This is a genomic window from Nitratireductor thuwali (assembly GCF_036621415.1).
Taxonomy (GTDB): Bacteria; Pseudomonadota; Alphaproteobacteria; order Rhizobiales; family Rhizobiaceae; genus Chelativorans; species Chelativorans thuwali.
The window spans coordinates 153,295-180,284 of sequence record NZ_CP030943.1 but is presented as its reverse complement, the minus strand read 5'-3'; the positions used below and the strand labels follow the sequence as shown (position 1 = coordinate 180,284).

General features: G+C 63.2%; 20 protein-coding genes and 5 pseudogenes. 16 read left to right on the top strand and 9 right to left on the bottom strand.

Annotated features, from left to right (window positions below):
• Nucleotides 1-80: 80 nt before the first annotated feature.
• The 4 genes and pseudogenes from istA to NTH_RS22905 form a co-directional block, all read left to right on the top strand.
• A pseudogene (istA, locus tag NTH_RS22920) lies at nt 81-1,311 on the top strand (IS21 family transposase).
• Entirely contained in the window at nt 1,308-2,144 is an 837-nt protein-coding gene (gene istB / locus NTH_RS22915; protein ID WP_338532304.1) for an IS21-like element helper ATPase IstB, read from the top strand. Before istA ends, istB begins: the two are co-directional and overlap by 4 nt.
• A gap of 79 nt (nt 2,145-2,223) precedes the next feature.
• Nucleotides 2,224-2,445 (top strand): annotated as a pseudogene (locus tag NTH_RS22910) (ISKra4 family transposase); the annotation flags it as partial.
• A gap of 1 nt (nt 2,446) precedes the next feature.
• Nucleotides 2,447-2,586: pseudogene (locus NTH_RS22905) on the top strand (IS3 family transposase); the annotation flags it as partial.
• A gap of 191 nt (nt 2,587-2,777) precedes the next feature.
• Here NTH_RS22905 and NTH_RS22900 read toward each other — a convergent pair.
• On the bottom strand, nt 2,778-3,647 hold the full coding sequence (locus tag NTH_RS22900; protein WP_338532303.1) for an IclR family transcriptional regulator: 870 nt from the start codon (nt 3,645-3,647) through the stop codon (nt 2,778-2,780).
• Nucleotides 3,648-3,777: 130 nt separating this feature from the next.
• On the opposite strand from NTH_RS22900, the gene NTH_RS22895 reads away from it, so the two are divergent.
• The 5 genes from NTH_RS22895 (at nt 3,778) to NTH_RS22875 (ending at nt 9,307) form a co-directional block, all read left to right on the top strand.
• Entirely contained in the window at nt 3,778-4,545 is a 768-nt protein-coding gene (locus NTH_RS22895; protein ID WP_338532302.1) for an SDR family NAD(P)-dependent oxidoreductase, read from the top strand.
• A gap of 32 nt (nt 4,546-4,577) precedes the next feature.
• Nucleotides 4,578-6,299 (top strand): FAD-binding protein, encoded by a 1,722-nt coding sequence (locus NTH_RS22890; RefSeq protein WP_338532301.1) that lies wholly within the window; start codon nt 4,578-4,580, stop codon nt 6,297-6,299.
• A gap of 79 nt (nt 6,300-6,378) precedes the next feature.
• Complete coding sequence (locus NTH_RS22885) at nt 6,379-7,452, top strand: TRAP transporter substrate-binding protein DctP (RefSeq protein WP_338532300.1); 1,074 nt, start codon at nt 6,379-6,381, stop codon at nt 7,450-7,452.
• A 77-nt stretch (nt 7,453-7,529) separates the two neighbouring features.
• The gene (locus NTH_RS22880) at nt 7,530-8,021 is read left to right on the top strand and encodes a TRAP transporter small permease (RefSeq protein WP_338532299.1); all 492 of its coding nucleotides are present in this window, start codon (nt 7,530-7,532) and stop codon (nt 8,019-8,021) included.
• On the top strand, nt 8,018-9,307 hold the full coding sequence (locus NTH_RS22875; protein WP_338532298.1) for a TRAP transporter large permease: 1,290 nt from the start codon (nt 8,018-8,020) through the stop codon (nt 9,305-9,307). Before NTH_RS22880 ends, NTH_RS22875 begins: the two co-directional genes overlap by 4 nt.
• A gap of 762 nt (nt 9,308-10,069) precedes the next feature.
• On the opposite strand, the gene NTH_RS22870 is transcribed toward NTH_RS22875, so the two are convergent.
• The 4 genes from NTH_RS22870 to NTH_RS22855 form a co-directional block, all read right to left on the bottom strand.
• Nucleotides 10,070-10,714, bottom strand: a complete 645-nt coding sequence (locus NTH_RS22870) for a CerR family C-terminal domain-containing protein (RefSeq protein WP_338532297.1) — start codon at nt 10,712-10,714, stop codon at nt 10,070-10,072.
• Between the two features lie 108 nt (nt 10,715-10,822).
• Nucleotides 10,823-12,409 (bottom strand): DHA2 family efflux MFS transporter permease subunit, encoded by a 1,587-nt coding sequence (locus NTH_RS22865; protein WP_338532296.1) that lies wholly within the window; start codon nt 12,407-12,409, stop codon nt 10,823-10,825.
• Nucleotides 12,393-13,592, bottom strand: coding sequence for an HlyD family secretion protein (locus NTH_RS22860; protein WP_338532295.1), 1,200 nt, complete (start codon nt 13,590-13,592; stop codon nt 12,393-12,395). Before NTH_RS22860 ends, NTH_RS22865 begins: the two co-directional genes overlap by 17 nt.
• Nucleotide 13,593: 1 nt before the next feature.
• Nucleotides 13,594-13,944, bottom strand: coding sequence for a MarR family transcriptional regulator (locus NTH_RS22855; RefSeq protein WP_338532294.1), 351 nt, complete (start codon nt 13,942-13,944; stop codon nt 13,594-13,596).
• Between NTH_RS22855 and NTH_RS22850 the strand changes: the two genes are divergently transcribed.
• A complete protein-coding gene (locus NTH_RS22850) occupies nt 13,936-14,565 on the top strand; it encodes a universal stress protein (RefSeq protein ID WP_338532293.1) in 630 nt (209 codons plus the stop codon). The genes NTH_RS22855 and NTH_RS22850 overlap by 9 nt on opposite strands.
• Nucleotides 14,566-14,571: 6 nt before the next feature.
• A complete protein-coding gene (locus NTH_RS22845) occupies nt 14,572-15,384 on the top strand; it encodes a MarR family transcriptional regulator (protein WP_338532292.1) in 813 nt (270 codons plus the stop codon).
• 42 nt (nt 15,385-15,426) lie between these two features.
• Here NTH_RS22845 and NTH_RS22840 read toward each other — a convergent pair whose 3' ends face one another.
• Complete coding sequence (locus tag NTH_RS22840; RefSeq protein WP_338532291.1) at nt 15,427-15,612, bottom strand: hypothetical protein; 186 nt, start codon at nt 15,610-15,612, stop codon at nt 15,427-15,429.
• Nucleotides 15,613-16,056: 444 nt separating this feature from the next.
• Nucleotides 16,057-16,262, bottom strand: a pseudogene (locus NTH_RS22835) (IS110 family transposase); the annotation flags it as partial.
• A 511-nt stretch (nt 16,263-16,773) separates the two neighbouring features.
• On the opposite strand from NTH_RS22835, the gene NTH_RS22830 reads away from it, so the two are divergent.
• The 4 genes and pseudogenes from NTH_RS22830 to NTH_RS22815 all read left to right on the top strand — a co-directional run bounded on the left by NTH_RS22830 (nt 16,774) and on the right by NTH_RS22815 (nt 24,049).
• Nucleotides 16,774-17,748, top strand: a complete 975-nt coding sequence (locus NTH_RS22830; protein ID WP_338532290.1) for a DUF3991 and toprim domain-containing protein — start codon at nt 16,774-16,776, stop codon at nt 17,746-17,748.
• A 123-nt stretch (nt 17,749-17,871) separates the two neighbouring features.
• Nucleotides 17,872-18,471, top strand: coding sequence for a DUF1419 domain-containing protein (locus tag NTH_RS22825; RefSeq protein ID WP_338532289.1), 600 nt, complete (start codon nt 17,872-17,874; stop codon nt 18,469-18,471).
• Between the two features lie 7 nt (nt 18,472-18,478).
• Nucleotides 18,479-18,878, top strand: a pseudogene (locus NTH_RS22820) (DUF3085 domain-containing protein).
• An 86-nt stretch (nt 18,879-18,964) separates the two neighbouring features.
• Nucleotides 18,965-24,049, top strand: coding sequence for a DEAD/DEAH box helicase family protein (locus NTH_RS22815; protein ID WP_338532288.1), 5,085 nt, complete (start codon nt 18,965-18,967; stop codon nt 24,047-24,049).
• 12 nt (nt 24,050-24,061) lie between these two features.
• Here NTH_RS22815 and NTH_RS22810 read toward each other — a convergent pair whose 3' ends face one another.
• The gene (locus NTH_RS22810; protein ID WP_338532287.1) at nt 24,062-24,562 is read right to left on the bottom strand and encodes an RES family NAD+ phosphorylase; all 501 of its coding nucleotides are present in this window, start codon (nt 24,560-24,562) and stop codon (nt 24,062-24,064) included.
• A gap of 2 nt (nt 24,563-24,564) precedes the next feature.
• On the bottom strand, nt 24,565-24,915 hold the full coding sequence (locus NTH_RS22805) for an MbcA/ParS/Xre antitoxin family protein (protein ID WP_338532286.1): 351 nt from the start codon (nt 24,913-24,915) through the stop codon (nt 24,565-24,567).
• A gap of 402 nt (nt 24,916-25,317) precedes the next feature.
• Here NTH_RS22805 and NTH_RS22800 point away from each other — a divergent pair, with 402 nt between their 5' ends.
• The gene (locus tag NTH_RS22800) at nt 25,318-26,985 is read left to right on the top strand and encodes a ParB N-terminal domain-containing protein (RefSeq protein WP_338532285.1); all 1,668 of its coding nucleotides are present in this window, start codon (nt 25,318-25,320) and stop codon (nt 26,983-26,985) included.
• Nucleotides 26,986-26,990 lie beyond the last annotated feature (5 nt).

The following is a 26,990-nucleotide window of genomic DNA, read 5'->3' as shown; positions in this document are numbered from 1 at the left end:
GGACCTTCAATATCCGGAAATTGGCGGCGCCGCGGGAAGCTGGCCTGATGCCCCGAGCGAGGAACGGCGGGGGCAGTCAGGTGAAGGCACTGAGGGAGATCGTCTTGATCCACGATTTGAAGAAGCAGGGTCTCAGCATCACCGCGATTGCGCGGAAGGTGGGCTGTGACCGCAAGACTGTGCGCAAGTATCTCGAGCTCGGCCTGGAAGCGCCGAGTTACGGGCCACGGGCTCCGCGGGCGCGCGTCATCGAACCATTCGAGGTTTATCTACGGGAACGTGCGCTCGCCTTCCCCGACCTGACCGGAGCGCGCCTTCTGCGTGAGATTCGGGAGATGGGCTACGAGGGCGGCTATACGGCGGTCACGGACTTTCTGCGCGATGCTCGTCCGCCAAAACGTCTCCGGTTCGAGCGGCGGTTCGAGACGCCGCCGGGCAAGCAGGCCCAGGTCGACTTTGCGGAGTTCGCGGTGACGTTCACGGATGAGCCTGACGCTGCGCGCAAGGCCTGGCTGTTCTCGATCATTCTGGGTCACAGCCGCTGGCTGTGGGGGCGGTTCGTCTCCAGCCAGAACCTGCAATCGGTCATGCGCTGCCACATCGCCGCCTTCGCGGGCCATTGGCGGTGTGCCGGAGGAAGTTCTCTATGACCGGATGAAGACCGCGGTGATCGGCGAGGACGACGCGGGTGTAATCACCTACAACGCCGCGCTCGTGGCGCTGCTGAACCATTACGGCGCCGTGCCCCGGGCCTGCCGCCCCTATCGGGCCAAGACGAAGGGCAAGATCGAGCGGCCGTTCCGCTACATCCGCCAGGACTTCTTCCTCGCCCGCTCGTTCCGAAACATCGATGATATAAACGCTCGGTTCGATGCCTGGCGCAGCGAGGTCGCCAATCCGAGGATTCACGCCACGACGGGTCGGGTTGTCGACGAGGCCTTTGCCGAGGAATTGCCACATCTGAAACCGCTGCCCGCGGTCCCCTACAGCGCCGTTCTGACGGTGGAACGGCGCGTGAGCCACGAGGGCATGGTCTCGGTGGACGGCAACCACTACAGCGTTCCTGACACGACCCGCAAGCGCGTCGTCGAGGTCCAGAACCTCACTTCCGAAATCCGCATCTTCGAAGACGGAGCGTTGATCGCCGCGCATCCAGTTCTCGAAGGCAGGAATCGGCGACGGGTCGATCCGGCTCATCGCAAGACCGTGCCACCGCAACGACCAGTGCCGCAGGCAACTGGAGTCCCGCGGCGCTCGCTAGCCTTCTATGATGCCGTGGGCCGACGCCTGGCGGAAGGGAGCCGGCCATGACGGAGGTTCTGGACCGCATCCGAGGCGCGTTGGTCGGGCTGAAGATGCCGCGTGCACTCGAGGCGCTCGATCACACGATGCAGCAGCTCGAGAAGGGAGAGATCACCGGCATCGAGGCTATCGATGCCCTGCTCGCCGAGGAATACGCGACCCGGGAAACCCGCCGGATTGACGTAGCGCTGCTGACGGCAAAGCTTCTGCCGGCCAAAACACTGGAAAGCTTCGACTTCAGCTTCCAGCCATCGCTTGACCGCGAGAGGATAGCGGCGCTCGCACAGCTCGACTTCATCCGCCGCGCCGAGGTTGTTCACTTCCTGGGGCCACCTGGAACTGGAAAAAGCCACCTCGCGACCGCGCTCGGCGTCGCGGCGGTCAAAGCCGGCCGGCAGGTCTACCGAGCCACCTTGGCGGATCTGATCGGCGGGCTTGCGAAGGCCGAACGACAAGGCCAGCTCGCGGAGAAAATCCGCTTCCACTCTCGCGCCTCGCTGCTGATCGTCGACGAGATCGGCTACCTGCCCATCACCCAGGGCGGCGCCAACCTGTTCTTCCAACTCGTCAATGCGCGATACGAGAAGGGCGCTATGATCCTTACATCCAACCGCGGCTTTGCCGAGTGGGGAGAGGTCTTCGGCGATCCCGTCGTCGCCACCGCGCTTCTGGACCGCCTCCTGCACCATGCCGTCGTCATCCAGATCGAGGGGGCAAGCTACCGGATTCGCAGCCACGCGGACCTGATCCCCGAACATGTCCGCGCGAACGCACCAATCACGCCACCACCGCCTCCGAAACGTCGCGAACGGCCGCCCAGGAACGGAGCTGCCAATCCATAAAACCGGCTGATTACCGGACCCGGCCGAGTGGGGAATTTTACTTCGGCACTTCTGGGGAAAATTGAGGCGGCGTTGACAGGGGCGCGTTGTTTCACCGGGACGGCCACCGCGTCAGTTCGCGGCCGCGCCGAACGTGGCCACCGGCAAGCACGGTGTGGTTCGTGCCGCGATGCGGGCACAGGGATGGCTGCCTGGCCGGGACGTCACTGTCTTCAGCGACGGAGACGTCGGGCTGCAGGGCATCGTCCTCAGCGCGACAAGACAGCCCGTGACGCACATTCTTGACTGGTTCAATATGTCGGAGCCGCAAGGTCTACAGGACGAGGGCTGATGCCAGGGCGGATGTGTTCGATTACATCGAGCGCTTCTACAACCCTCGGCGAAGGCACTCGACTTGGGCTATCTCAGCCCCATCGAGTTCGAGGAGCATGCTATGCTAGCTTTGTGTCCGAAAACCGGCAGCAGGCCATGGTGCGTGGAAGCTCCGGATACTCCTCTGAGCACAGCCCGGCCAACAGACGCCGCTAAGGTTGCGGAAACCCATTCGATGGCGTCTTCTGGTGCGACGAACATCCACGAGTCAGCGGTTTGCAAGTTCGTGTCACAAAGACAGGAGTATGCTAATTCAGAGCGTCAATCCTTATAACCGAACGCTGCTGATAAGGAACGCGCGGTCCGCGCGACGATGCGCGCCAATATTCCGTCCGGACTCGTATCAACCCTTCCGGTGTGACCGAAGACGGTCAAGGCCATACGAAGGCGTCCGGCTACGTCGAAGATTGGGGCGCTGACAGCCCCGAAACCATCGCCGCCACCATCGTTCATGACTGAAAAGCCACGGTTGCGGGTCTCAGCGATCATCTCGGCCAGCGAGACACGATCGCGCGGGGCATTCGGGCGGCCGGAATTCCGGTTCTGTTCCAATTCGCGCTCAATCGCGATATTCGTGCGCGCGGGGTCCTCGAAACTGGCGAACAAGATGCCGGTCGCCGAGAAGGTAAGCGGGCAGTGGTGCGTCGGCGCTATCGTCGTGGCGAAATCGTGCCGGGCTTCGATGACGCGGATCATGGTCGGCCCTCTTTCGGCCCAGACGGCCAATGCGGCCGTTTCGCCTACCATTTCGACCAAATCGCGTAACATGGTTTCCGCGGCCTTCAGGGGCTCGAACCTGGCGAATCCCTTTATTCCCAGCTGGAAGGCAGTCGGTCCGAGATCGTATTTCGATGTGTCTCTGGACTGCATTGCCAAGCCAGTCCTGATAAGACTGACAAGATAGCGATGCACCTTGGCCGAGGGCATGCCTACTTCGCTGGCGATCTCCGCCAGTTTCATCGGGCCGTCGGCCTGGATCAGGACTTCAAGGATTCTCCCCGCGACTTCAACCGATTGGACGCCAATCTGGTCCGGCTTTCCCCCGACTTCGACCGCGGTCGCAATTTCATCCAGCACAGCCCTGTTCTCCGCTTTTCGGCGCCCCAGCGCCGCGAGAATGACACTTGACACGATTTGATCCCGTAAGCAATATCACATAAAGTAGCGCATATTATGTAATACATAATATTTGATCTGCAATACGAAATATGCCTCTTCTGAAGGCGGAGTGGCAACGAGCGGAACTGACTGGGAGGAAAATATGTCCGGAACACTGTCAGGGCTTATGGCCGGTGATGTTGCGGTAATCACTGGCGCTGCTCAGGGAAATGGCGCTGCCATTGCATCGGGGCTGGCGGCCGCTGGCGCCTCGGTCCTCCTGTGCGATGTCAACGGTAATGGCGCCCGAGAACAGGCGGAGCGGATCGAGGCGGAAGGTGGCCGGGCGCGTGGATTCCCGCTCGACGTGTCTGACCGCGATGCATGCGCAACCCTCGCCCGCGAGGCCGGGGCCGTATTCGGCCAGATTTCGGTACTTGTGAACAATGCAGGCGTCACCCGACGCACGGCTCCGCACGAGCCGGACTTTCTCGCCCATCTCGACTCCCAGATCGACATTAACCTGAAGGGCATGGCGAACATGGTCGTGGCCTTCCTCGACCATTTGAAGAAAACCCGCGGGCGTATCGTTAATCTGGGCTCGATCGCCTCCTTTGTCGGCTACAGGAATTCGGCCAGCTATGCCGCCTCAAAAGGTGGCGTATTACAGCTGACGAAGGCGCTCGCCTGCGACCTCGCCGCAGACGGCGTGCGCGTCAACGGAATCGCCCCCGGCGTGATCGCCACCCCGATGACCGAGGGCACCCGAGCCAATCCCGATGCCATGGCGCGCTTCATGGGGCACACTCCCATGGGCCGCGTAGGCCAGCCAGAGGAACTGGTCGGCCCGGTGCTGTTCCTGGCCTCGGATCTGTCGAGCTACGTCACCGGCACCATGTTGCCCGTCGACGGTGGCTACCTCGCCAACTGATCTCCTTAGCAATGCACATGAAAGATCCAGATATGACCGATAGCGCCGATCGCACATTGCCTTCGATCACATGCGATCTTCTGGTTGCCGGATCCGGCGCCAGCGGGATGACGGCGGCGATCGTCGCCGCCAGGAACGGACTCAAGGTTGTCGTCGCCGAGAAGGAGCCTGTGTTCGGCGGCACGACAGCGCTTTCCGGCGGTTATCTCTGGGTGCCCAACAACCCGGTCAGTCGCGCGGCCGGCGTTGACGACAGCAAGGACGCCGCTCTGGCCTATATCCGGCATGAGGCGGGAAACCAGTTCGACTCCGCCCGGGCCGAAGCGTTTCTCGATTCCGGTCCGGCGATGATCGACTTCATGGAAGAGAACACGCATGTGCGGTTCGAGGCGTCGCCGGCCTTCTCCGACTATCACCCGGATGCTCCCGGCGGCACGGCGGGTGGGCGCTCGATCCTGGTCAAGCCCGCCAAGGCGTCTATCTTGGGCGACGACATCGCGAAGCTGCGGCCGCCCCGCAAGGAACTGACCCTGTTCGGACTGGCCATCGGCTCGGGCAAGGAGCTTTGGCATTTCTACCGGGCGTTCAAACGGCCGGAGTCCTTCCTCTACGTATCGCGGCGGCTGGCCAAATTCGGGCTGGACCGGGCGTTCACGGGACGCTCGCAATTGCTGACCAACGGCAACGCTCTCGCCGCGCGGCTCCATCGCTCCGCCCGGGACCTCGGGGTCGAGGTGATGCTGGAGAGCCCGGTCAAATCGCTGGTCCGCGACGGTTCGGGTACGGTGACGGGGGCCGTCGTACTCACGCGGCAGGGCCTGCGGCAGGTGGTCGCCCGCAATGGAGTGGTGCTCGCCTGCGGCGGCTTTCCGCAGGATGTCTCGCGGCGTCAAACCCTTTACAAGCACCCGTCGGCCGAGGGCGAACATGTCTCGGCGGCAAGCCCCGGCAACACCGGCGACGGGCTGCGAATGGCGGAGGCCATCGGCGCGGCGACGCTGATGGACTACCCCAACGCGGCTGCATGGGCGCCGACAAGCCTGGTTCCGCGCCCCGACGGCACGAAGGGGCCGTTCCCGCATTTCATCGACCGCGGCAAACCGGGCGTTATCGCTGTGGGTCGAAACGGCCGGCGGTTCGTCAACGAGTCCAACAGCTATCACGATTTCATTCAGGGCTTGGAGGCTGCCACACCCGCAGGCGAGCCGGCCGAGGCCTTTCTGATTTGCGATCACCGCACGATCCGGTCCTATGGCTTGGGTCATGTGAAACCCGCGCCGATGCCACTGGGGCCGTCGATCAGGTCAGGATACCTGGTCAGGGGGGAGACGCTGTCCGACCTCGCGCGCAACGCCGGGATCGACCCTTCCGCCTTCGAAGCGACCGTGACGAAATTCAACCAGGATGTGCCGACCGGCGTCGACACGGAGTTCGCGCGCGGCAGCACGGCCTATAACCGCTTCCACGGAGACCCGGAAGTGAAGCCGAACCCCTGTCTCGCTCCGATCGCGAACGGGCCCTTCTACGCGATCCGGGTGATCCCGGGCAGTATCGGCACCTTCGCCGGCATTCGCACCGATCATCACACGCGCGTCCTGAACGACGCCGGCGAAATCGTTCACGGCCTCTATGCCGTCGGCAACGATATGGCGAGCGTGCTGGGCGGAAATTACTCGGGAGGCGGCATAACGCTGGGCCCGGGCATGACCTTCGGCTTTATCGCCGGCCTGCATGCGTCGGGTGCGCGCACCTGACGACACGCCCCGCGGAAGGAGCGGGGCGCTTGCTGCATCTGTCCTCTGGCACAAACAACGCCAGAAAACCAAGGGAGGAATGGACATCATGAGAATCTCGACATTCAAGGCGGCGGGGATCGCGTTTGTGCTCGCGCTTACCGGGTCGACGGCGCTGGCGGAGACGGACGTGCGACTGTCGTACAACCAGCCCGAAACATCCGCCGCCTGGCAGCAGGTCATGGCCCCATATGCAGACCGGCTGGAGAACCTCAGCGAAGGGGAGCTGAAAGTCCAGCGCTATCCCGGCGAGGTGCTGCATCCGGTGGCGGACGGCTTTCGGGCCGCAGCAACCGGCATTACCGATGTAACATCAGCCTGGCCACTTTACCAGGCGAGCAGCTTCACTCTGTTCCACGGCCTGGGCTTGCCCGGCGCGATGCCGACGAGCGATATTGCCACAGTGCGAGTGATGGACGAGCTCTACGCCAAGTATCTACGCGACGAATACGAAAATCTGCGGGTGAAGCTGGCTTTCGACGCTTCCACTCCTAGCTACGATATCCTTGCCTCGAAGCCGATCAATTCGCTTGAAGATCTGAAGGGCCTGAGCATTCGCGCTGGCGGCGCGACAGCGACGGAGATCGTCGAACGGCTGGGTGGAACGCCTGTAACGATGTCGATCACCGACGCCTACACCGCTTTCCAGCAGGGCGTGGTCGACGGGATCATCCTTTCCAGCGCGGACATGGTCGCCTACCGGATGATAGAAGTCGGCAAGCATTACTACCAGATCGGCGTGGCGCGCATTGCCATCCCGCACGCGATAAGCGCGCAATTCTACGACGGCCTATCAGACGATCTGAAAGCGGTGTTTGCGGAAGCGGGCAACGAGGCCGGATACGACTATGCGCGGATGTATATGGGTCTGACCCAAAATGCGTTGACCGAAATGGGTAAAGCTGGTGTCACCATCGTTCAGCCGAGCGAGCAGGACAAACAAAAGATCGCCGAACTCCTGGCACCGATGTGGGACGAGTTCGTTGCGAAGAACGGTGGCGAAAACTCGGCCGCGGCGCGGTTCGTCGCCGACATGCGCGCGCTACGGGACAAGTATGAAGGCATGAGCGACGAGGAGATCCTCGCCCTCCCGCCGGTAGAAGGCCTGCGCTGAACGCGCCCGATCAAGTAACGGCCTGGCTCCGGCCCCGTTTTAAGCGGGGCCGGGCCTTCCAACCCAAAAGGGCATCCATGCGCATTCTCACATTCGTCTCGCGGGGCCTGTTCGCACTCTCGGCCTATGTTTGCCTGCCGGCGATCCTAGTCCTGGTCGGCATCGACGTCGTGCGGCGCTACTTCTTTCATGACCCCCTGATCTGGGCGCAGGAAGCCGCGACGCTGACTCTTTTCCTCGCCATTGTTCTGGCCCTTCCCGAAAGCTGGCGCAGGAACGTTCATATCAAGGCCGATTTCCTGACGGCGATCATAAGCCGTGGACTGAGCGACCTGCTGGCGAGGGCGGTCTGGCTCATGCTGCTGGGCGTTTCCGTCCTGATCGCGATCCAGTGCTGGCGCGACATCGGTCTGATGACGGTGTTCAACGAGCGATCGACTGATCTGGAGCTGCCGCTCAGCTGGTTTCGTGCCGTCCTCGGTGTCGTCGCTGTTGTCTCCGGCCTATTGGCGCTTTCGAAGCTCGTTTCGCGCGAGCCAGCAGGGCAGACGCACGGAGAGTTGTCGTGATCACTCTCGGAGCAGCCGCTTTCGTCCTTCTCATCCTACTCATCATCGTCGGCGTCCCGATCGGCCTTAGTCTCGTGGTAGTGGGCATCGGAGGGTTGGCGATGGTCGGTTCCCTGTCCACCGCGATGACTCAGACAACCCTTGCGCTGTGGTCGGAAGGCACGAAGTTCGTCCTCATCGCGATCCCCTTCTACATCCTCATGGGAAACCTGATCTATCACACCGGGATCGCTAAAAACCTTTTCCAAGCAGCGTCGTACTGGCTGGGCTGGTTGCCGGGCGGTTTGGCTGTTGCCGCGGTATTTGCATGTGCCGGCTTCGGCGCCGTTAGCGGATCGAGCACCGCGACCGCCCGCACCATGGGCGCCATAATCATTCCGGAGATGCGCCGCTACGGCTATGGCTTGCCGCTCGCGACGGGAGTCATGTCGTCCTCGGGGACGCTGGGCATCCTTATCCCGCCCAGCATCATCATGATCTTCTACGGACTGATGACTGAAACCTCGATCGGCCAGCTGTTCGTGGCCGGGGTGATCCCCGGCATCCTGATCGCGATCCTGTTCTCGGCGATTGTGGTCGTGATCGTCCGGTTCGACCCTGCCCAAGGCGGGCATGCCGTCGACATGCCGCCCCTTTCCGAGCGACTTCGCGCGCTGGCGCATATCCTGCCGGTGCTGGGCCTGTTCGGATTCCTGCTCGGTGGTCTTTACATGGGCGTGTTCACTCCGACCGAAGGCGCCGTCGTCGGCGTTTTCGCCGTTCTTGTCATGGGCGCGTTGCAGCGACGCCTGAGCCTGGCGGCGATCCGCCACGCTCTCGCGGACGCGGCCTTCCTGACGACGATGCTGTTCATGATCATCGTCGGCGGCACGCTGTTCACACGGTTCCTGGTGCAGACCGGGTTCATCGGCGCGCTCACCGGCTGGATGCTGTCGATGAATCTCGGCTATGCTCCGTTCATCGTGGCTGTGACGATACTGTACCTGCTTCTCGGCTGTCTTCTGGACCTGTTCGGGATGCTGATCCTTACTGTTCCGATCCTGTTCCCGATCGCGACGTCGCTTGGCATCGATCCCGTCTGGTTCGGCATCTACATCATAATCGTCGCCGAGATCGGCCTGGTAACACCGCCTCTTGGCGTCAACGTCTATGTCATAAAAACCGTAGCGCCCGATGTGCCTCTGACCAAGATATTCCTTGGCTGCCTTCCCTTCGTCGCGGGCATGCTCGCATTCATCGCCCTGATGGCCGTTTTCCCGCAGATTGCGCTGTTCATGGTGCGATGAACGGAACGTCCCGGTTCGGCGAATGAACTCCTGGTTAGCCTCTTCTGATACCAAAACGCACGGATCACTGACATTAAACCCAAACGAATCGGACAATCGCGGAGAAGCGACTCAGGAGTTCCCGAGCCTCTTCGGCATCGCCCAGCAGGTCTCGTATTCGACTACGGTACCGCCTTCGCCATTAAGGACGTCGTTTCAGTCTTAACGATATTTCCCGCCTGTTCGCCGTGCCGGCTATGGGGTCACCTTAATCATTAGGTGTCCGAGATCAGCGGTCGTCGAAAGAACGTGGAACGTCCGCATTCAGCGTTTGAGACTTAAGCCGTTAATGTCCGAAACGGTGAAGGGTTTCGGGTGCCGGCAGGCGTACGCAAGCCTCTCATGCAGGAACCCGCGGGCTGCAGCCGATGACTATGGGGATTTCGGACTGCGGCCGATGTCGGCGTTGGCGCGACCGCTTCTGAGAGGCGCAGGGATTGATGTGGACAGGCCGCTTCGGTGGGCCTGTGCGCGGTATAGCCGGCCCGGCACAAGGCTCTTAGCGCCGCTGTCGGCGGCGATAGTCACCGTGGACGCGTGTGGAGCCGTTGCCGGAGACGGGGTGCCTGCGGCTGATGCCCGAACCAGGTTATGCCGGGTCATGAATCGGTCTCCCGGTTCGTCGGCGCCGCTTTCGGTGGGCAGCGCGGCTGCCCTCCAGAAAGGGGCCCCAAACGAAGAGGCCGTCGCCACGCAGGATCTCTGGATCGACGGATACCATGGTTATTTCGGCCACTCCGAATGGGAAGATGCGATCATGGCTGACTCTCGGGGACCGACCGCCTGCCAGTTCATCCGCTGCATCACCACCTCGCGACCGATACGAAAATAGAGCACCTGGCCTATCAGAGTGAAGACGGTGATGCGTGTCGTCTCTTCCTCGGCGGGCTCGCCCGTCGCCGCTTCCCACAACTGGCACAGGTGGCGGTGAACGGGTTCTACGACGCCTGTATAGATTCGGTCCAGCGCGGAGGTCGGATGCGCCATCTCGCGGAGTATGAACTGGACAATCGACGACATTTCCGGGCGACTCATTACGCAAAAGGCCATGGTTTCCAGCGCCACGCGCAATTCCTCAGCTGCACTGTCCGGGTCAGCGGCAGTGACCGGATCATGACGGTCGAAGGGGAACGCGCATGCGGCAGCGCCTCGGATCGTCTCGACGATGAAGTCCGCGCAGGCATTCCGGAGGCCTTCCTTGCCGCCGAAATGATAGCCGATGCTGGCGACATTGGCTTTCGCTTTGGCGGCGATTTCACGGGTCGAGGTACCGTCAAAACCCTTGCCGCCGATTAGCTCAAGAGCGGCGCGGATCAACGCCTGCCGGGTCTGGTCGGAAGAGTCGGCGTGAGGGGGTGGGGTTTGCATGGGTTCGTTTCCAAGTCACTGGCGCCCCGATTTCGTGCGAGGCACGGCTTGATGCGGCCGCGTTGATGCGGCTGACCGCCCGGCCGAAGAGGGCCGTGCCCGACATCGTCAGTCGGTCGCGCCGACAGGGGCGCTGTGCGCGTCGAGCCTGTGACGGGTTTCGGCGCGATACAGCAGCCATGTCGGCAACAGCGCAATCGCAAAGACGATCGCCACAACAATGAAGCCATCGCGGAACGCGGCCGTATTCGCCTGAATTGCGATGCTTTGCGCGAGAAAGGACATCGCCGCCGGCAGTTGCTGGAAATCCGGTATGCCGGCCGCCTTGACCATTCCGGCAACCTGGTTCAGCAGCGAAATTGTCGCGGTGTTGTCGCTGGTCTGGGTCGCGGCGAACGCGTCGGCGTGCATCACGGTCCGTCGCTCGAGGAAGACGGCAAGCAGGTTGACGCCGAAGGCACCGCCGAGCTGTCGTATGAAATTGATCGCTCCCGACCCCTGGGCGACCAGCATTGCGGGCAGCACCTTTAGCGAACTGGCCGTTAGCGACGGGAAAATGAGGCCCAGACCAACCCGCGACAGCACGGTGAGCCAGGCGAGCGTCCAAAAGCTCGTGTTGATGTCGATGTCCGACGTGAGATAGGAGGAATAGGCGAAGATCGCGAGACCGGAGCCGATCAGCCAGCCTGACGGGAGGCGATCGGACAAGCGCCCGGCGATGGGGAACACGAGCACCAGAACAAAGCCCGAGGGCATCAGCAGCAGGCCCGCCTGTGTCGGCGTCAACCCCTGGATCGTCTGCACGAACAGCGGGACCAGATAGGTCGAGCCGAAGAGGCCCGCGCCCATGATGAAGCCGACCAGACAGGCGGAGGCGAAGGGCAACTGCGCGAAAAGCCGCATGTCGAGCATGGGCTTTTCGGTCCTGATCTCCCAAAGAACGAATCCCGACGCCGCGAGCGCGGCAATCGCGAACTGTGCCAGGATCGGATCCGAGGTCCAGCCCTCGCGCTGGGCGTTGGTCAGTGCGTTCAACAGAAAACCGAGAAAGACGCAAAGAAGGATCATGCCGGTCCAGTCGAATCCCGGGCGCGGCCCTCTTTCGGCCCGCGACGGCAAAAAAAGGTTCGACAGGACAATGGCTAGCGCGGCAAAGGGAAGACCGAGGTAAAAGACATACCGCCAGTTGAATGCATCGATCAGGATCCCGCCGATCCACGGGCCGAGCGCCGGTGCGAGCACGACGCCAATGCCGAATATCCCCATGGCGGCGCCGCGCTGGTTCGCAGGAAAGACCTGGAAGAGCAGAACCATTGCAAGTGGTTGTACGATTCCGGCGGCCGCGCCCTGGATCACCCGCGCAATGGTCAGCACGGTTTCGTTGGGAGCAAGCCCGCCCAGCACCGATCCCGCCGCGAACAGCATGAGCGCGGTGATCATGCTCAGCCGTTGGCCGAAGGCCCTGTTGGCCCAGTCGGCCAGCAGCATCGTCGCGGTCATCGCAGCGAGGAATCCGGTCGAAATCCATTGCGCCTCGACCTGGCTGATGCCGAACGTCCCCATGACCCCGGGAATTGCGACATTGACGATCGTGGTCGAGAGCACGACCGCAATCGCGGCGATCATCACGGTTCCCGTCGCCAGCCAACGGTAGGCCGGACCATAACGGTCGAAGAGATTATCGATCGACGACATCGATGCTGACTTCCACCATCATTCCCGGACGCAGCAGACCGTCCTGCTTTCCGATGGAAATCCGCACCGGCAGGCGTTGGGTCACCTTGGTGAAGTTGCCGCTCGGATTGGGGCTGGGCAGCAGGGCGAACTGGCTTGTAGCCGCCGCGCCGAGACGCACGACCTCGCCGTGGAATTCCCGTCCGGGATAGGCGTCGACGGTGATCCGAGCGGGTGCGCCAATTTGAACATTCCGGAAATCCGTCTCCTTTACGTTCGCATCGACCCATACGTTCTCGGGATCGTGATAGATGAGCAGCCTGGCACCGGGCGATACGTACTCACCGGCGTCAACAAAGGTGCTGTCGATCACGCCGTCGAACTCCGCTCGGATTTCGCGCTTCGTCAGGTCGATGCGCTTTTGTTCGATCTGCGCGGTCAATGCTTCGATCTGTGCGTCAAGCGTGGCGATCTGCCGTTCAAGAACGCCGATCTGAGCCTCCTCCGCCTCGACCACCTGCAGATTTGCCTTGGCGGTCTCAATGCCGGCCGCGGTCAAACGCTCCTGTTGCGTAGCGGCCGCGAGTTGGGCTTCTGCATCCTCGAGCTGCTGGATTGACAGAACATTTCGCCCCGCAAGAGCCGCAACGCGGTCGAACTGGGATTGCGCGTTTTCGAGCGTCGCCTCGGCAGATGCGTGCGCGGCTTCCGCAGCGGCAATTTGGGCGCGGGCCGCGTCGAGCTTGGCGGCGACCTGGGTTCGTATCAAGTCCTGCTGCGCGCGCAACTGGTTCTGCTGTGACTTTACGCCGGATACCTGAGCCTCCAAGCCTTTCAGCTCTTGTGTGACGGAGGCCGAATCCAGCGTCGCAAGAACCTGGCCCCTTGCGACTCTGTCTCCCGCAATGACGGAAAGCGTCTCGATCCTGCCGGAGACCTCGCTGCTGACGGCGACCAGATTGCCGGCGATGCGGGCATCGTCCAGGAAGACATGGGTCCAGCGCGCCGCCAGCCACGGATATGTGAAATAGGCTGCAACACCAAGCGCCGCCAGAATCACCACCGTTCGGACGAGGCGGCGGACTCTTCCGTCGCGCCGCCCTCGTGAGGCGGTTGTTTCGACGGTGTCCCCCGAAGGCTCGGCTTCGGCGACGTCCAACTCCCTCACCTTCGCGTACTGCGAGGGCTTTGCTTCCATGTTCATCCTAAAATCCTTCAAGTCGGCTGCCGATGAGACGCAGCACGCGATGCGCGGTCGCCAGATCGTCCGGGTGAATGCCTTCCATCACTTCTTTCCTGAAAGCATCCGCAATGCGGTCTATCTCGTCGATGAGCGGTGTGGCGCTCTCGGTGAGGTGGATTTTCTTGACGCGTCTGTCATCGCCGGTCTCGAGGCGCTCGATCAGTCCCCGCTCCTGGAGCGCGTCCAGCAGACGCACCAAGGTCGGCCCTTCCACGCCGATCTTGTCGGCAAGGTCCCTTTGCGCAAGACAGCCTGAGTGTCGCAGATGCAGAAGTGCAATCCACCGCGCCTGCGTCAGCCCCAGATGCTTCACGCGCGCGTCGAGGAGCGTTCGCCAACGGCGCCCGACCCGGCCAAGTTCCACGGCAAACTCTTTGCTCGGATCCAAAGTCTTAGCTTTCTTATTGATAGTGTGCTACTGAATAGCTTAGCCTCGATCATGAAGCAAGGTACGGATATGTACCGCAAGGTGCTGTTGGCATATGATGGGTCTGTCGACGGGCGTCTTGCCCTTCGCGAGGGAGCGCGACTCGCGCAGCTATGCGGAGCGCAGGTTTGCCTGCTGGCGGTGGTGCAGATTTCCGCGGGCATCGTGCTTGCGGAGGGCGTGCATCCGGGAATTGTCGGCGACCAGAGCGAGGTCTACCGGAACATTCTCGCCGAAGGCGAGCGGCGGTTGCAAGACATGGGCCTCCGACCCGAAGCCCGCCTCAATATGGGTGACCCCGGACCGGAGATTTGCGCCGTCGCAAGGGAGATCGATGCCGATCTCGTTGTCGTCGGACACCGCCAGCATGGAACCTTGGCAAGGTGGTGGTCAGGTTCGGTGGCCACATATCTCGCCGACCATCTGGCCTGCAGCCTGCTGATCGGGCGGATGGAGATGTCCAACCCGCACTCCGACAGGCCGAAGGTCCGATCAAAGGCTCTTTGACAATCCATGCCCGACAGAGTCCCGAGCAACCAAGTCGCTGTCCAAATCGATCAAGTCCGTGTTTGCTTGCCGGGAGAGGTCGCCCTTGCCCTTGAAGCGCTCGCCTTTGCCAAGTCGTTCCACCGACAGCTTTCGTTCGAATTCGAGGCCGCGGGGCTTGCAGTGACGCCTGCCGAGGCCCGCGTGCTCCTGACCGTGGCGCAAAATGAAGGCCTCCGCCAGACGCAGTTGGCCCAATTGCTTTCCTGCGAGGCGATGACCCTCGTCGGCGCGCTCGATCGCTTGCAGGCTGCGGGCCTGGTCAAGCGGGAGCCCGACGAAAACGACCGCCGAGCGAAGCGGGTTCTATTGCGGCCCGCGGCGATTCCGCTCGTCAGAAGGATCAAGAAAGTCTTCACCGAACTCTGCGTTGCCACTTGCAACGGACTGGACGACGAAGTGGCGAAACAGTCCCGAGATACGCTTTCGCGAATGCGTGGGAATCTGGCGGAGCTGGCGGCAGGCGCGTACCCGGCGAACAGAATTGATCAGCCGGCGGAGGAGAGTCCTGGCCACGACCGGGAATGCACGATGGAGCACAACCAAAATGGCCGTCTTTCTCCGTCTCAGTGCCGGATGGCCAGAGCGGGGCTGGGACTTTCCGTCCGTGAGCTCGCAAAACAGGCAAAAGTCTCTGGACTTACGGTTACCCGCTTCGAGAACGGCAACGTCGCCTGCCCGGACGAAGTGGTAGAGGCTCTGCAACAGGTCTTGGAATCAAGCGGCGCGGAGTTTATCAGCGAAGACGGATGCGGACCGGGTGTGCGGCTCCGAAAGTAAAGATTTCCGGTAGGGACGGCGTGTCTTTTCGCGGCACAACCATCAGCGCCAGTGTGGCGAGGCAAAGGAGGTGCCCTGGTAGAGGTGAAGTGCCGCCGTCGCCAATATTGGAATGCGCAGCACCCAGGCGAGCCGGATTTCCCACAGGGGCGCAGAATCGGAACTGGAACCTCTAAGTTCCTCCAGACCGGATGATGCTTCCGATTTGTTTTTCATCCCGAATTTCATGCTCTGTAACCTGACTTTTCGTCCGCAACCGCAATTGTGGCAAACTTAAACGTATCGAGCCGATACCGAGAACTCCTGTCCGTCGCAATCTCGCCTCATTGGCTTCCCGGGTAGTGTCGATAGTTCTGCAAATTCGCTGATTGGGGCGGTCACGGCCGCGCGCCTGAGGCCGAGCCGTTCTTTCAGCTCCACGCCCAAGTTCGCAGGATGCTGGAATCCGTCGAGCTGTTCAGCATGACCTCAGCCGTATCGTATGGCTGTCGGCGCAACCGTTTGTCGCCACAGCGCGCAGTATGGCTGTCGAAACCTATGAGAACCGGCTCGAAGCACACCGCTGCATCAGCAGCGGCGACCTCAAGGAACACGAGAAACTCATTCTCAATGCTGCCGCGTGACCAATTTTATGGCCGACCCAACTTGCTGAACTTGACGCACACAACCGTACGCGGCCGCGTCGAGCGCAGCCTTGGCATGCCGCGCGTCGATGCAGATCGCCGGAAGCCCTGTGCTGTCGGCGCATGGTAGTACCACCCCGACAGCGGCCCCGTCTAGAAGATGATCCGGCGGGCATACGGTGCGCGCTTGCCGATCACCGCCGCGAGCAGTTGAGGTCTGGAGGCGCACTTGCCCCGCCAAGTCTTCTTGCAGTCATTTCATGGATAGTAAATTTTGCGCCCAGTACCGCGCCGTCTTTCAGCGACCGAATTCTTACCGCCCCTGGCCTGCCACTCGAATAAACAGAACACTTCCTCTGATCACGGCTCGTTGAACGGTCCGACAATCTCATCGTCGATGAACGGCACGGATGGCTGCGTGCGCCCGTGCCCCAGGCAATCGGGTCGAGTTCTATAACTGGGCTAAGGTCGCCGCCGAGATTGCCCGCATCTCCCCGCAAGCGGAAATGGACATCGAGATGGTGACCGCGATCGTCGCCGAGGAAGAGCGACGCAGCGGTCGACGTGCGGATGTGCGTGCCGCTTGCGCGCTGCGCCCGGCAAGGGAGGCTTCGCCGCGGCGGGCGGAATCAACCGGTCCCGCAAAACTGCCGGGTTGCCAGCCGCGCCCTTGCCCGGCTTGCTCTTCGCGGCCTGCCGATCCTCGTCCCGCCAAGACCGGGAGCGGGAATCGGATAAGAGGAGCGCGCGAAGGCGCAGGCGAGATATGGAAAAAGCAGACCTGGAAGAGTTGAGAGGGAAGGTCCCCTGCAGCGCCGTGCTGGAAGACGCGGGGTTCGCGCTCGATCTCAAGGAGAGCAGCCGAAAGGCGATGAAGTATCGCCGCGCCGCCGAGATCATCATCGTCATCCATGACGGCAACGGCTGGTTCGATCCCTTGTCGGATGCAAAGGGCGACGTCTTCACCCTGGTGGAACATCTCGACGGCTTTCCTTTTGCCGCCGCGCTCTATGTCGTTGCCGAACTGGTCGGCTTTGTCCCGACCGAACCGGTCTGGACACGCGAGGCCAGGGACCGTGCGCCCGACCTGACGATCACCGAACGCTGGCGGGTCCGGCGCAAACCCTGGCCCGCCTCGGCGACATGGCGTTATCTCCACGACACGCGCCACATTCCCGAGGCAGTGATCCGCAAAGCCGTTGCCGCGAACCTCCTGCGCGAAGGCCCGAAGGGCAGCATGTGGGCCTCCCACACCGATTCCGCCGGTGAGGTTACCGGCTGGGAGGAGCGCGGTCCCGATTGGCGCGGCTTCGCGACCGGAGGCGCCAAGGTGCTGTTCCGTCTCGGCCGGCCCGATGCGCCTCGACTCTGTGTCACCGAGGCGGCGATCGACGCCATGAGCCGGGCCGCGATCGAGGACATCCGAGCGGATACCCTCTATCTCAGCACCGGCGGCGGCTGGGCACCCGCCACGGCCGAAGCCCTTCGAACATACGCCCACCGGCCGGGCGCCCATCTCGTGGCGGCCACCGACAACAACGCGCAGGGCGAGATCTATGCTCGCCGTCTGCGAGACCTTGCGGCCGAAGCAGGATGCGGGTTCGAGCGGAGCTGTCCGCCGGCGGAAGACTGGAACGCGGAATTGGGAAGGAACCAGGAATCTAGAGGGAGGGAGAAGCCGAAGGAGGACGGCTGCCGCATGCCCGCCGGCCGCCTCAAGGGTGACGCTTCGCCCGGCTGACGCCGGCCCTTGACCCGGCCGGACGGAGAGGCGGCCGCTCGAGAGGGGTCCGGAAGGGCTGAAGAGGACGGCGACGTCGAGAGGATGAGCCGCGCTCCAGCCCCGGAGGCCAAGGAGCCACCCATGACCCTCTCTCCCATCCGCAAGATCTTTTTCGGCGTAGCCGATCGCCGGCAGATGTTCCGCCTGTTCGATCGCCACGCCCAGCGCCCCAACCGCTGGCAGAACGACGACGGCGCCCTGTTCGCGGGCGAATGGTTCGAGATCGCCCGACCCGAACACGATTACATGCTCGATATCCTGCCGCCGCTCTGGATGCGCGGAGAGATGTTCGCCCTCGGCGAATTCCTGACCGGCAGCATCACCAGCGTGTTCTATACGCCGCGCATCAATGGGGTGGACCGCTACTTCCATGCCTATTGCGATCTCGCCCGGCCCGGTTCGCCGGTCGAGATGCGCGACGCCATCATCGAGCGGGAGCGCCGCCCGGTCAAGGCGATGACCCGCGAGGAGCGCATCGAGCACATCTGGAGCGCCACCGAGGACCGGTATCGCGGCTATGCTGACGCGAGCTTCCGACCCGAGCATCGCGGCAAGCGCACCGTCATCGTCTATGGCAGGCATGAAAGCAGCCTCGCGCTACTGGATCATCTGACCGACGCGCAAATCTCGGAAAAGCTCCCGGTTCATCTGCGCCACCTGCCGCTCGCCGAGGCCGCGTGAGGCCGCCATGTTCACGTTCCCGATCATGGCCGTGCGCAAGTCATCGCGCACGGGGCATTGGACGCGGCCGCCAATGGCGGCTTCCGCAATCCCTACTACGGCTTGAAACCCGGCCAGGGCGAAAAGCCCGGCCTGTGGCTCGTTGGCGACGAGGGGGGTCTACATCATCTCAAACGGCAAACTCGCCGACGGACAAAAGCCGCTCGTCGTCTATTCCGCCGAATGCCACCCTAAGGGCAATCCGGACTGGTGGGACTACAAGCGCCGCCATTTTCGGGGGCGATGACGGCGTCGAATTCATTGATGCCGACCTGCTGATCCCGAGCTCCAATCGGAATTTTGGCGCCACCCATCTGAGGGTGCAGCTCACCGAGCACGACATCTCGTTCTCGCTGATCACCCGCTGACCCCATCCCGAACCTGTCGCGTGCGTCGCGCCACCGGCCAATCCGGTGACGGGCGGGCGTGCGTCCCAACACATGGAGAACAACCCATGCCCAATGACGACCCCTTCACACTTGATCTCTTCGGCAACACCCTTTCATCCGGCATCGGTCTTGGCGTCACCGTATTCGGCACGACGATCGAACGGCCGGAGGATCACGAAAATACGCCGGAAGAGCCGGTGTCCGCAGCCTCACAACGCCCCGGCAAGACCGCCGACAACGAACGTGGCGAGAACTTTCATCTCGTCGGCGATCGCGGTCTGGCCCGTGGCTGGAGGCAGCGCGCCAAGGACAACATCGCCGCCATCGCGCTCGCCCAGACGATCGAAACCGAGGCCCGTCCGGCGACGGTCGAGGAACAGGCGGCTCTCATCAAGTTCACCGGGTTCGGGGCCTCGGAACTGGCCAATTCGGTGTTCCGGCGCCCGGGCGAGGAGGCGTTTCGCAAGGACTGGCAGGAGATCGGCGCCGACCTACAGGATGTTACCTCGGAGCAGGAATACGCTTCGCTCGCCCGTTGCACGCAGTATGCGCATTTTACGCCGGCGTTCATCGTCCGTGCCATCTGGGCGGGCCTGCTGCGGCTCGGCTGGCGCGGCGGTCGGGTGCTCGAACCCGGTATCGGCACGGGGCTGTTTCCCGCCCCGATGCCCGGGGACCTGTGCCCGGTCACCCATGTCACCGGCATCGAGCTCGACCCGGTTACCGCGCGCATCGCCCGCCTGCTCCAGCCCCGCGCCCGCATCGTCAACGGCGATTTCGCCCGTACGGACCTGCCCGCGCATTTCGACCTGGCGATCGGCAACCCGCCCTTTTCCGATCGCACGGTGCGTTCGGACCGGGCGTATCGCGGCCTCGGTCTGCGGCTGCATGACTATTTCATCGTCAAGGCCATCGACCGGCTGAAGCCCGGCGGACTTGCGGCTTTCGTCACCTCCAGCGGCACCATGGACAAGGCCGATGCAGCCGCCCGGGAGACGATCGCCAGACAGGCCGATCTTGTCGCCGCCGTCCGCCTGCCGGAGGGCAGTTTCCGGGCCGAAGCCGGCACGAACGTGGTGGTCGACATCCTCTATTTCCGGAAGCGCAGGCCAGACGACGCCGATGGCGACATGTCCTGGCTGGAAACAGAAGAGGTCCGGCCTGCAACCGAGGACGAGGGCCCCATCCGCATCAATCGCTGGTTCGCGCAGCATCCGGATCACGTGTTGGGAACACATGCCACGACGTCCGGACCTTGCGGCGAAACCTATACCTGCCTTCCGCAGCCTCATGTCGATCTGGAGCAGGCGCTTGGCGCCGCCATCCATCTTCTTCCGGAAGCGATCTATGACGGCGAGCCGGAAGCCGTCGACCCGGAGACCGATGCCGGCGATGCCCACGAATGCGATGAGCCCGAAGGGCAGGGCATGCGCGAGGGCAGCTTCTTTGTCGGGAAGAACCAGGCGCTGATGCAGATGCGCGGCGGTGAACCGGTTACCATCACGGTGCGCAAGGGCCGCTCCGCTGACGGCATCTCCGAAAAGCACGCCAGAATCATCCGAAAGCTGATCCCGATCCGCGACGCCGTGCGCGAGGTCCTCAAGGCTCAGGAGCGCGACGAGCCCTTCAAGCAGCACCAGGTCAGGCTGCGGATTGCGTGGTCGAACTTCGTGCGTGCCTTCGGTCCGGTCAATTCCACCTCCGTGTCGGTGAAGGAGGATCTTGAGACCGGCGAAGTCCGCGAAACGCACCGTCGTCCCAATCTCCAGCCCTTCCTCGACGATCCCGATTGCTGGCTCGTCGCCTCGATCGAGGATTGCGATCTCGAGACGAACACGGCGCGCCCCGGTCCGATCTTTACCGAGCGGGTGATCGCCCCACCCACGACGCCGGTCATCACCTGTGCCGCCGATGCGCTGGCCGTGGTGCTCAACGAGCGCGGTCATGTCGATGTCGATCACATTGCCGAGCTCATGCATGCCGACGTGGACACCGTTATCGCCGAGCTGGGCGACGCCGTTTTCCGCGAACTCGAGACCGGGTCCTGGCAGACCGCCGACGCCTATCTCTCGGGGAAGGTGCGCGACAAACTCAGGGCGGCGGAAGCCGCTTCCGCCGCCCTCGATCCGGTGTTTGAACGCAATATCCGGGCGCTGCGTGATGTCCAGCCCGCCGACCTCAGCCCGTCCGATATCACGGCCCGTCTGGGTGCCCCCTGGATTCCCGCCGCCGACATTGTCGATTTCGTCAGGGAGATGATGGGCGCCGAAATCAAGATCCGCCACATGCCGGAGCTCGCCTCCTGGACGGTCGAGGCACGCCAGCTCGGGTACACAGCCGCCGGCACCTCGGAATGGGGCACCGATCGGCGGCACGCTGGCGAGCTTCTCGCCGATGCGCTCAACAGCCGGGTGCCGCAGATTTTCGACACCGTGAAGGAGGGCGATAGCGAGAAGCGCGTCCTCAATGTGGTCGACACCGAGGCGGCCAAGGAGAAGCTCACAAAGATCAAGACGGCGTTCCAGACATGGATCTGGTCCGATCCCGGCCGCACCGATCGGCTTGTCCGGGACTATAACGACCGGTTCAACAACATCGCCCCGCGAACGTTCAACGGCGATCACCTTCAGCTTCCGGGCGCCTCAGGCGCCTTTTCTCTTTATGGGCACCAGAAACGCGGCATCTGGCGCATTATCTCGGCGGGCTCGACCTATCTCGCCCACGCCGTCGGAGCCGGCAAGACCATGACCATGGCGGCCGCCATCATGGAGCAGAAGCGGCTCGGGCTGATTGCCAAGGCGATGCTGGTCGTTCCCGGTCATTGTCTGGCGCAGGCGGCGCGCGAGTTCCTGGCGCTCTACCCGACCGCCCGCATCCTCGTTGCCGACGAGACCAACTTCACCAAGGACAAGCGGCATCGCTTCCTCGCCCGTGCCGCCACGGCCAATTGGGATGCGATCATCATCACCCATTCGGCGTTCAGGTTCATCTCCATTCCGTCCACCTTCGAACAGCAGATGATTCAGGACGAGTTGGAGCTCTACGAAGACCTGCTTACCACGGTCGGAAGCGACGACCGCGTGTCGCGCAAGCGACTCGAGCGGCTGAAGGAGGGGCTCAAGGAACGGCTGGAGGCGCTCGCCACGCGAAAGGACGATCTGCTGACCATTTCCGAGCTCGGCATCGATCAGATCATCGTCGACGAGGCCCAGGAGTTCCGCAAGCTCTCCTTTGCCACCAACATCTCGAGCTTGAAAGGTGTCGATCCTACGGGCTCGCAGCGGGCATGGGACCTCTACGTCAAGTCCCGCTTCGTTGAGACGATGAACCCCGGCCGTGCGCTGGTGCTGGCCTCGGGCACCCCGATCACCAACACCCTTGGCGAAATGTTCTCCGTTCAGCGCTTCCTCGGCATTGAGGCGCTGAAGGAGCGCGGTCTGCACGAGTTCGACGCCTGGGCATCGACCTTCGGCGATGTGACGACCGAACTCGAGCTTCAGCCCTCGGGCAAATACAAGCCGGTCACGCGCTTTGCCACCTTTGTCAACGTGCCCGAGCTCATCGCCATGTTCCGCTCCTTTGCGGACGTCGTGCTGCCGGAGGACTTGCGCCAGTATGTGCAGGTGCCGGCGGTCTCGACCGGCAAGCGGCAGATCAGGACCTCCAGGCCGTCCGCCGCTTTCAAACGCTACCAGACCGTGCTCGACGCCCGCATCAAGGCGATCGAGGAACGGGAGGGACCGGCAAAGCCCGGAGACGACATCCTGTTGTCGGTGATCACCGACGGCCGTCACGCTGCAATCGACCTGCGCCTAGTCGAACCCGACAATGGAGACGAGCCCGACAACAAGCTCAACGACCTGATCGGTAACGCCTTCCGCATCTGGTCGGAAACCTCACGGAACACCTATCGCAAGCCCGATGGCGATTGCTTCGATCTGCCCGGCGCCGCCCAGATGATCTTTTCCGATCTCGGCACGATCAGCGTGGAAAAGAGCAGGGGGTTCTCTGCGTATCGCTGGATCCGGGACGAGCTTGTGCGCAGGGGCGTGCCCGCGTCGGAGATCGCCTTCATGCAGGACTACAGACGCGCGCAGGCCAAGCACCGCCTGTTCGGTGACGTCAATGCCGGCAAGGTGCGGTTCCTGATCGGCTCGTCGGAAACCGTGGGCACCGGCGTCAACGCCCAGCTGCGCCTCAAGGCCCTGCATCATCTCGACGTGCCGTGGCTGCCCTCGCAGATCGAGCAGCGCGAGGGGCGCATCGGCCGGCAGGGCAATCAGCATGACGTGATCGATATCTTCGCCTATGCCACCGAAGGTTCGCTCGACGCCACCATGTGGCAGAACAATGAGCGCAAGGCCCGTTTCATCGCCGCGGCCCTTTCCGGCGACACCTCGATCCGCAGGCTCGAGGATTTGGGCGAGGGCCAGGCCAACCAGTTCGCCATGGCCAAGGCGATCGCTTCGGGCGACCCGCGCCTGATGCAAAAGGCCGGGCTCGAAGCCGATATCGCCCGGCTGGAGCGTCTGCGCGCCGCCCATACGGACGACCAGCATGCGGTACGCCGTCAGATTCGCGAGGCCGAACGCGACATCGAGACCGCGACCCGCCGCATTTCCGACATCGGACAGGACATCGACCGGCGTGTTCCGACCGCGGGCGAGGCCTTTGCAATGACGGTCGCCGGCACGTCCTTTTCCGAGCGCAAGCCCGCCGGCCGCGCGCTGATGAAGGAGATCCTCACCCTCGTCCAGCTGCAGCGGGAGGGCGACACCGTGATCGCCTCGATCGGCGGCTTCGATGTCGGATTCTCCGGCGAGCAGTTCGGTGGGGATGGATTTGGCTACACCACCATGCTGATGCGCGCCGGCGCCGAAGACGAGATTGAACTTCCCGTCACCACGACACCGCTTGGTGCAATCTCAAGGCTTGAGCACGCGCTGTCGGGGTTCGAGGACGAGCGGCTTCGGTATCGCCAGCGACTGGCGGACGCAGAGCGCAGGCTCGCCGCCTACCGCGCCCGCCAGTGCGAAGCCTTCGCCTTTGCCGGAGAGCTTGATGACAAGCGCCGGCAATTGTACGAGCTCGAAAAGCAGCTGGCCGATGACGCCATCGCCACCGCGCCAGGAGTTGAGAAGGCTGCCTGAAGGGTTCCGCCCTTACCGCAGCCGGTCCTCATCATCGATCAGCTCCAGACGAGACGGGGCGCTTTCACCCCATCGCCACAGCACGAGGTTCATGTCGCCCGGACCCGCTCCCTTGGCGAAACTGCGAACCAGCAGGCCGTTATAGCCTTCCGCTATCAGTTCGCGTGCGAAGCGCTGCGTGCGCGCCTCGCCCGTCTTCCTCATCTGATCGCGCCAGGTCGAATCGGCCAGCGCGATTTCGTCGAAGCCGGCCCTGCCCAGCGCCGATGCGTCGCCGGTGTCGAAGACCATTTCGATCTCAGCGCGGTAACACACCAATGTTGTCGGTTGCAGATCGCCCACCTGGTTGGCTTCCCTTAGGGCCGTCAGCACGGATGTCGACGCATAGAGCGCCGGTACGCCCTTTGGATTGAACCGGCCGCCATAGAGTTCCGCTCCGCGTCCCGACATCGGTTCGCGCGCGAAGACAGGATTGAGCGCCCGGTACAGTTTTCCGGAATAGGTGAGCGCCACGGTCAGGCGTGAACGCCGGCGTCGACCGCGTCGATGAAATCGAGAACCTCTTCGGCCCGGCCATCGCGCACCAGCTGCATAGCCGTCTGGCCGGAAAATCCAGGCAGCGGCTCGGACCGATACCAGGCGTAAGCCATCAGCGCGGAGCCGAAACGCGGTTCGACCTTGTTCACGATCTCCACCATCTCGCGCAGGCGGCGCTGTGTCTTGTCCGAGCGCATCCGATCCTTGCGCTGAATCGCGTCCTTGCCGAGGCCGACCGTCCGCGCGATCTCCTCGCTCGTTGTGCGAAAGACACTTGCGATCTTGCTGGGCGCGAACATCCCGTGATCTGAATATTGCGCGAGATTCATTCTGTCGCCTCAATCGATTGCCGGTAGTTATGACGCAACATAGCGTCAGTTGGAACGGCGATCAAGGGCTGCGTAGAATATCGGCGAACTGGCCAATCGCTGCATGCCAATGGGCAAGAAGCGGATCAGGGCAGGGCGGGAACGCGGAGAGGAAAGCAGGGGCAGAAGAACCCCTCGCAGAGCGGCCAGTCCGCTGGCGGTTTCACGTCAACCGCGCCGCTCGCGATCCCGGCCCGTCGGTCGTCGCGATGGCTCACGAGCCATGCTCGCCCAGCCGGGCAGGGATGCTCGGCCGCAGTTGCACCGGCCCGTCCGCTCCGCGGGCCGGGGAGTGTCTTTGAAAAGAAGACGAAGAGGGACCGGCGTGGTGCTGGACCCCGAACCCCGAAAAGGAGCATCCCGATGGAAATCAAGCTCGTCGATCCGCGCGCGCTCGTCGAAAATCCCGACAAGGCCCGCCGCTCGAAATCCAATCCCCAGGCCGATGCGCTGCTGCTCGCCACGATCAAGGCGGTCGGCATCGTGCAGCCGCCCGTCGTGGCGCCTCAGGCCGAAGGCGGCAACGGCTTTGTCATCCAGGCCGGGCACCGCCGCGTCAAGCAGGCGATCTCCGCCGGTCTCGAAGAGATCGCGGTCATCGTCGGAGAAGCCGCCGAGGATGGCGGCGCCATGCGTTCGCTCGTCGAAACGCTCGCCCATGAAGGGCTCAATCCGGTCGACCAGTGGCGGGCGATCGAGCGCCTCGTCGCCATCGGCTGGACAGAGGAGGCGATCGCCGTCGCCCTCGCGCTTTCGGTCCGCCAGATCCGAAAGCTGCGGCTGCTCGCCAATGTGCTGCCGGCCATACTCGATCATATGGCCAGGGGCGACATGCCCAACGAAAGCCAGCTGCGCACGATCGCGGCGGCCTCCCTCGACGAGCAGAGGGAGGTGTGGAAGGCGCACAAGCCCGGCAAGGGCGATCCCCAGGTCTCCTGGTGGAGCGTGGCCAACGGCCTTTCCAAGACCCGAATGTATGCGCGCGATGCCAGCTTCGACGACGAACTGGCCCAGGCCTACGGCATTTCCTGGGTCGAGGACCTGTTCGCGCCCGCCGACGAGGACAGCCGCTACACCACCGATGTCGAAGCCTATCTCGGTGCGCAGCAGGAGTGGATGACGCGCAACCTGCCCAAGAAGGGTGTCATCACCGAGGCCAATAGCTGGGGCCAGCCGGAGCTGCCCAAGAAGGCCGAGCGCGTCTACGGCAAGCCGAAGAAGTCGGACTACACCGCCCTGTATCTCGACCGCGACGGCAAGGTGCAGTCCGTTCACTTCCGGATGCCGGAGACGAAGCCGGCAAAGGGCAACGGGTCTTCGGGCGAGGATGCCGTCGTGATGCCCAAGACGCGGCCCGATGTCACCCGCAAGGGTATCGAGATGATCGGCGACCTCCGCACCGATGCCCTTCATGAGGCGCTCGGCCGCGCGCCGATCGAGGACGACACGCTGATGGCCTTGCTGGTCCTCGCCTTCGCCGGCCAGAATGTCAGGGTCGATTCCGCCAATGGAGGTGGAGACGACTACTACTATGGCAATCAACGGATCGCGCGTCACGCGGCGGCGCTCTTCGACGCCGAGGGCAAGCTCTCCTTCGACATGGAGACGCTGCGCGTTGCCGTCCGTTCCATGCTGATCGAGGTGCTCTCCTGCCAGGAGAACCGGACCAATAGCGGCATCGTTGCCCGCGCTGCGGGCGAGGCGGTTGGCGCCGACGGGTTCCTGCCCAATATGGGCACGGAGGACTTCCTGTCCTGCCTGTCGCGCACCGCCCTCGAGGCGTCGTGCGAAGGCACCGCCGTCCTGCCCCGGGCCCGGGTCAAGGATACGCGGGCGGCGCTGGTCGAGGCGTTCAACGAGCAGACTTTCGTTCATCCCTCGGCGTTCTTCGCACCCGACCGCGACGCGCTCGCGGCGTGGCTCGCGTCCAACACGGTCACAGAGGAGGACGAGGAGCCGGATGGCACGGGCGCCAAACCGGTCGACCCGGACCACGACGACAGCGAAGGGTTCCGCGAGGCCGCCGAATAGCCCCA